General features: G+C 41.9%; 6 protein-coding genes. 4 read left to right on the forward strand and 2 right to left on the reverse strand.

Features of this window, described 5'->3' with window-relative positions; genetic code table 11:
* Window positions 1–268: 268 nt before the first annotated feature.
* A complete protein-coding gene (locus tag H6G83_RS34285; RefSeq protein ID WP_190480568.1) occupies window positions 269–1,351 on the reverse strand; it encodes an amino acid ABC transporter substrate-binding protein in 1,083 nt (360 codons plus the stop codon).
* A 541-nt stretch (window positions 1,352–1,892) separates the two neighbouring features.
* Here H6G83_RS34285 and H6G83_RS34290 point away from each other — a divergent pair.
* On the forward strand, window positions 1,893–2,450 hold the full coding sequence (locus H6G83_RS34290; RefSeq protein ID WP_190480577.1) for a hypothetical protein: 558 nt from the start codon (window positions 1,893–1,895) through the stop codon (window positions 2,448–2,450).
* Between the two features lie 77 nt (window positions 2,451–2,527).
* Window positions 2,528–3,169: a DUF3318 domain-containing protein gene (locus H6G83_RS34295; RefSeq protein ID WP_190480569.1), complete on the forward strand. Its 642-nt coding sequence runs from the start codon at window positions 2,528–2,530 to the stop codon at window positions 3,167–3,169.
* 179 nt (window positions 3,170–3,348) lie between these two features.
* Here the strand turns inward: H6G83_RS34295 and H6G83_RS34300 are convergent, their stop codons facing one another.
* Window positions 3,349–4,143, reverse strand: coding sequence for a 7-carboxy-7-deazaguanine synthase QueE (locus H6G83_RS34300; RefSeq protein WP_190480579.1), 795 nt, complete (start codon window positions 4,141–4,143; stop codon window positions 3,349–3,351).
* A 188-nt stretch (window positions 4,144–4,331) separates the two neighbouring features.
* Between H6G83_RS34300 and H6G83_RS34305 the strand changes: the two genes are divergently transcribed.
* Both H6G83_RS34305 and H6G83_RS34310 read left to right on the forward strand, forming a co-directional pair.
* Window positions 4,332–5,381, forward strand: coding sequence for an anti-sigma factor antagonist (locus H6G83_RS34305; protein ID WP_190480572.1), 1,050 nt, complete (start codon window positions 4,332–4,334; stop codon window positions 5,379–5,381).
* A gap of 291 nt (window positions 5,382–5,672) precedes the next feature.
* Entirely contained in the window at window positions 5,673–6,131 is a 459-nt protein-coding gene (locus H6G83_RS34310) for a cupin domain-containing protein (RefSeq protein WP_190480575.1), read from the forward strand.
* Window positions 6,132–6,341: the final 210 nt, after the last annotated feature.

Genomic DNA, 6,341 nt, shown 5'->3' on the forward strand with positions numbered 1-6,341 from the left:
CTAGTAGTGGACTGACACGACTAAAATGTTGCATTAATTAACCACAGAGGCACAGAGACACAGAGGTTAGAGAGGAAACTTATTGCACTATTTTAGCCTTGCCACGCCAGTAGGATGCGTTAAAGCAGCACGTAACGCACCGTATTTAGAGGTGCGTTACGGCTAATTCCTACTCTCTCAAATGCTCAAATTCTTTCATAGCCGTAACACACCCTACTTATACTCGTTTATCCCAATACCCAGTCCCCAGTCCCCAGTCCCCAGTCCCTTACCTAAATGGTGGCGAATACAACAACCCACCTTTTGACCACAGTTGATTTTGACCGCGTGCTAGGTTTAGTTTGGTTTTGGGGCCGAGATTGCGATCGTAAATTTCGCCGTAGTTACCGACGTGTTTGATAACTCTGGCAGCAAAGTCGTTAGTTAAACCCAGTCCTTCACCTAAATTGCCTTCTGTGCCTAAAAAGCGCTTGACATCTGGGTCATTACTATTAGCAAATTGAGCTAAATTCTGGGAATTAATGCCCAACTCTTCAGCTTTGACTAAGGAATAAACTACCCACTTCACTGTATCACCCCACCTGCTATCTCCTTTAGCTACTGCTGGTGCAAGTGGTTCTGAAGAAATCTCTTCTGCCAAAATTACATTATCTTCTGGTGTAGGTAGAGTTGTGCGTCTAGATACCAACGCTGAACGGTCTGCTGTCACTGCATCACAGCGTCCTTCGGCGTAGGTGGCGAAGGTAATGTTAACGTCTTCAAAAACGACTGGCTTATAAGTTATGTTGCGCTTCCGCATTTGGTCTGCTAAGTTCTGTTCGGTGGTTGTACCTGTTTGCACACAAATGGCTTTGTCCTTCAGGTCAGCTAGAGTTTTGATACCGCTATTTTTTCGCACCATAATTGCTTGACCATCATAAAAAACCACGGGTGCAAATTCCAAACCGACTGAGGTGGCGCGGCTGAGTGTCCAGGTAGTGTTACGGCTGAGAATATCTACTTCGCCAGTTTGTAAAGCAGTAAACCGTTCTTTCGCGTTGAGGTTACGAAATTCTACTGCATCTGGGTCATCAAATAAAGCAGCAGCTACAGCACGGCAAACATCCACATCAATACCGCTATATTTGCCGTCAGTTCCTACAAAACTAAATCCGGGTACTTCACCACTGACACCACAAATTAATTGTCCACGATTTTTGATGGTATTGGCGCGACCAGCATCGCCTGTTGTTTGTGCTGCTGGCGTACCTCCTGTATTAGTTGTTGTATTGCCAGTTTGTCCTGAGTTCCCTCCACAAGCAGTAATAGTTAAAATTAGCGATGCTCCCAGAATTAAAGCTGATTTTTTCATAAACTCCAAAGACAATGGATGCTCAAGAATGTGTTACTGAATACAATAACCATGTAATAATAAATCAATGCTTGTAATATAAACTTTTTTAGCACACATAGCGCAGTTTCCCTCAATCATGGGCTTTTTGATGATGCTTATGAGTTCTTTTAGATTATTTATCTATATTAGGTTGATTATTTTTTTAGGCTTTATCTATTAACAAATAATTCTCAAGACGTTCTATTTATTAATTAGTATCTTTATTTAAAAAGAACATTTATTGCTTGTTTTATTGGCAATAAAAATATAGATACTAATTGATCGACTAATCTGACTGACAGAAGCTGACTGCATACCCCTAAAAGATGAAAGGCAATTACAGCAGATTGCGGGTAAATGAGGTACAAATTTTCACCCAAAAGCCATGTAACAGAAGACTTTCAAGCCTGTACCCTGTACCCTGTACCCTGTACCCTGCTGTATGTTAATTAAGCAAATGCCACTAAAAGGTTAAACTAGTCTGGTGACAGATGCTCCACCATTTTTTCAAGAGGCTTATATGGGAGCTAACCTTAAACAAATTGCTAATTACTTAGATAAACTGGGTTGGGACTACCGCCTTGATGAAGAGGAAGACCGCATTATCACAGGTGTGGACGCTGATAACCTAGAAGATTTTCTTATAGTTGTGCAGTTAGATGAGGAAGGAAAATTTTTTCGGGTATTTGCGCCGCAAGTTTTGGCGGGAGTGCAAGACCATCCTCACAAGGGAGCCATCTTACAAACGATGCTGGCGATTTCTTGGGAAACAAAAATGCTGCAATGGGAGTATGACCCATCAGATGGTGAAGTCAGAGCAATTATTGAGTTTCCCTTGGAAGACTCAATTCTTACCGAGAAGCAGTTTCATCGCTGTCTGAGTGGATTAATTCAAATTGTGGATAATATAGCCTTACCTCGGCTGAAGGAAGTGATGAAAACAGGACATGATCCTGGGAATGTAGAACTTGGGGAAAGAATTTTATTGAGTATTCAGGAAGAAGCACCGGGATTATTAGAAATTTTAGAAAAAGCAATAGAAGCAAGAAAGAAGCGGGGAAGTTTTCCTACAGAGTGAGACGAATCGTCACTTAAATAGCTATACTCCAAAGTGATACCCTCACTATATACTGAAATTTTCTAGGGCTGGATTTTATGACATCCTATGCAACCTCCTCTGCTAAAGCGGAAATGAGTGAACTTCGGCGGTTGAAAGGCTTACTACCGCCAGAATTGCAGAGCTGGGTCACGGTTGAAGGTACAACTGAGGTCAATCCACCCCTGATCCGCAGCGAAGAAATCGGTAAAGACCAAGTGGAAATTCAAATTGACTTGGTGAAATGGGATTCTTTGGCTATGGATCAGCGTAATCTGCTATTTTGGCATGAAGTCGCCCGTATTCAAAATGACACAATTCCCAAGGATGGTTGGGAAATGGCAGCATTAGCTATTGGTTTAGGTGGTGCTGTCGGTGAGTTATGGGTACAGGATGGATTATTGTTAGTTTTAGCTTTGGCGCTGTGCGGTGTTTCTGGCTGGCGGTTATATCAAAAGAATAACGGCGAAAAGCAAATGCGCGAATTGTTGGATGCTGACGAAAAAGCGATCGCACTAGCAACCCGCTTTGGTTACAGTCTCCCCAACGCCTACAAGAGTCTTGGTAGCGCCTTAAAAACTCTCATTGATACCACACCCAGTAAGCGCCAACGTTCCCGTTATGAGGCTAGACTATCAGCACTCAAACGCAGCGCCAACAAGGCAAAAGCTAAATCTAGACCTGCTGATGAAGATGCTTAAATCTCTGTGCCTCTGTGGCTTCACATTATTTAACCACAGAGGCACAAGGGTAATAGCTCATGACTAATTTTGTTTAACCAATTACTAATTACCAATTACCAATTACCAATTACCAGTCCCCGCCTTACAAAGTTTTTAATTTCATCAGAGAAATTTACATAAAATTGTTGGTTGATTGCTCATAGCTGATTTAACATTTTATGAGTCTGCGGCACAACCCGGACTTGTTTTAAGAACCGTTTCATCAAGGCTTGCCAAATCAAAACCTGTTCGGGAGCAGGAGCAAGTGCAGGTGTTTGGCTAAATTGCTCAGAAGCAGCCAATGGTGTGACAGGTTGTAAAAATACGGGGATTTCGGGACTGACATCTGCCACTAGCAAAGCAGCTCGTTCTAATTCAGCTAAGTCTGTACTGTGAGAGATAATTATCTTGACAAAAGTATCTAAACGTGTATAGCAAAGTTGGAGAAACTGACTATGGGCTTGCCAATGAGATTCGCCACTAACGCTTTTGAGCTTCAAATCCATACCCACAGAGTCAAGATGGGATAAAATTGTAGCCAGTTGTTCTGGGCGATGTCCCCCGCTCTCTAGGTATATGGGTAAACCAGTGAGCGATCGCAATTGAGGCAAAAACTCTTGTAAAAAATGAGCATGAAGAAGTGGTTCTCCACCGGTTAAGCTAATGCTATCGTGTAGACAAGGTAAATTTTGCCTTTCCACCCATTCGATAAGGGTATGTAGTGGGACGGGATTTGGGTGAGTTTCAAAATCTCTCAGTCCAGGCGATCGTTCTATTCTACAAATATCAGGTGCATTCCATGTGTGGGCGCTATCACAAAAGTGGCAGCGCAAGTCACAAAAAGCAAAGCGAATGAAAATTTGACGTGTCCCGACATTCAGTCCTTCCCCTTGAATAGCAGAAAAGACCTCAACCAGGCGTGCAGTAGGTTCGGCTGTAGTTTTAGCAGTCATGGTGTAATATGCGATCGCACCGCGTCGATGCAACAACAAGTGAGTATTTTAGCTTCTTGTTCTATTGTGAATCGTCGTAGGCAATCTCTGATCCTGAGTAACTAACTATGAGTCATTATTCCTACTGATTTAACATCAGGTAAGGCAACTTTCTCAAGCAATAATGATGTGTGGCAGATTAAATGTACATGGCAACCAAAGTGCAGAGCTTCATGACCAGCCAACCCACAGAGGTAAATTTTCTAGTTACTACCCTAAACGAAACAGTAGTAGTGCAGGTTCCCACCCGACTAAGCGTGCTGGAGGCAGTAAGCTTTAAGCAAATCTGCCAACAATTAACTCAACAAGACTCTCATCCCAAGAAAATCATTGTTGATTTTCAAGCTACTACCTTTATGGATAGTAGTGGCTTGGGAGCCTTAGTGAGTAACTTTAAAAATACGCAAGAAAAAGGAATTACCATGATCCTGCGGAATGTGACTCCCCAGGTCATGGCAGTGCTAAATCTGACAGGATTAGATAACGTTCTCTCTATTGAATCCAGTAATAACGTAGTCCCAGAAGCAACGGAGAATGCTTCAGAGTCACAGAAGGCTTCTACTCGGAAAATAGAGCAACTACCCACTACTCATCCTTCTGTCGCATCTTGGACTAAACGATTTATTGATATTGTCGGTGCTTTGGTAGGTTTGGTAATCACGGGTATTTTATTGATTCCCGTAGTCATTGCCATTCAAATCGACGATCCAGGCCCTATTTTCTTTGGACAAATCCGTTGTGGCTGGATGGGTAAACGCTTCAAAATTTGGAAATTCCGTTCCATGTGTGTAGATGCAGAAGCGAAAAAAGCTCTAGTCGAAAATCAAGTACAGGGTGCTTTCTTTAAAAATGAAAATGATCCCAGAATTACGCGGGTTGGGAAATTCTTACGTCGCACGAGTCTTGACGAATTGCCCCAATTCTGGAACGTCTTGAAAGGAGATATGAGTTTAGTAGGAACTAGACCACCTACACCGGATGAAGTAGAGCGCTATGAAGTACCGGAATGGCAACGGTTAGATGTTAAACCCGGTATGACTGGGGAATGGCAAGTAAATGGCAGGTCTAAAGTTCGTAGTTTTGAAGATGTCATCCGCTTGGATTTGTTATATCAAAAAAACTGGAGCTTGCTGTACGATTTGAAACTGATTTTCAAAACAATTGCCGTTTTGTTTGATAGAAATAGTGGTGCTTATTAGCAGATTAATATATTTAAGTAACTGATAAAAGCAGTAACTAGTAGTAACTAAGTACAATCAGTTTGTAGAAACATTAGAAATCCCTAACTCCTTAGTTCAGGGATTTTTTTAGTAGGAAACAATATATAGCAGGGGACAGGGGACAGGGGACAGGTGATAGAGTTAACGTGACTTAGGCAACAAAAGAGGCATTAAAAACTTAATATTAATTTATAAAGTATCATATTGAGTCCCGTGTATACTGATGCGTAATAACTGATACTTAGTTAAAAATTCATGCAAATAACATCCATGAAGCCACTGAATTTGAAAGAACACCCAGAAGGAGGAAGATACCAAGAGATATTTCGCTCAAACACATCAGTAAGCACCGCCGATTCAACCGTGAGATGCGCTCTCACCCATATCTACTTCTCCCTCAATCCAGAGGAAAAAAGTCATTTCCATCGGGTTAACGGCGACGAAGTTTGGAATTTCTATCAAGGCGCAGGTCTCTATCTCTATCTTTGGGATGGTACTCAGTCGCCCCCACAAAGTATTACATTATCGCCAGAAGAAAACCAGTTCTGCTATGTCGTCCCTTCAGGTATGTGGCAAGCAGCTGTACCGATTCAAGATAAAATTTTAGTCGGTTGCTCCGTCGCCCCTGGTTTTGAGTTCGCAAATTTTGAACTGCTTGATAGCACTTCCAAAGAAGCACAACTCCTCTGTTCTATCGCTCCAGACCTGCACCAGTTAATCCTTTCCTAACCAGTGATCAAACGCATATTCACTGAAAGGCAATGCTATTTCAATCTCAGAATTTCTCAGAACTAATAGCACGTAAAGTAATGGTTTTAGCCGATATTTTATCAGAAAAATGGGTTTAAAACCCCGTCGTTCTACGACGGCTTTATGCTTTTTGTGATAGCATAAGCATGTGGTTAATTGGTCGATATCCATGATTGTCTACGAGTTCAA

This window comes from Anabaena azotica FACHB-119, assembly GCF_014697625.1.
Taxonomy (GTDB): domain Bacteria; phylum Cyanobacteriota; class Cyanobacteriia; order Cyanobacteriales; family Nostocaceae; genus Trichormus; species Trichormus azoticus_A.

Bases quoted from the DNA above. Each gene is read 5' to 3' on its own strand.
- H6G83_RS34285 (WP_190480568.1), bottom strand. From the start codon at position 1,351: ATGAAAAAATCAGCTTTAATTCTGGGAGCATCGCTAATTTTAACTATT.
- H6G83_RS34290 (WP_190480577.1), top strand. From the start codon at position 1,893: ATGGGAGCTAACCTTAAACAAATTGCTAATTACTTAGATAAACTGGGT.
- H6G83_RS34295 (WP_190480569.1), top strand. From the start codon at position 2,528: ATGACATCCTATGCAACCTCCTCTGCTAAAGCGGAAATGAGTGAACTT.
- H6G83_RS34300 (WP_190480579.1), bottom strand. From the start codon at position 4,143: ATGACTGCTAAAACTACAGCCGAACCTACTGCACGCCTGGTTGAGGTC.
- H6G83_RS34305 (WP_190480572.1), top strand. From the start codon at position 4,332: ATGGCAACCAAAGTGCAGAGCTTCATGACCAGCCAACCCACAGAGGTA.
- H6G83_RS34310 (WP_190480575.1), top strand. From the start codon at position 5,673: ATGAAGCCACTGAATTTGAAAGAACACCCAGAAGGAGGAAGATACCAA.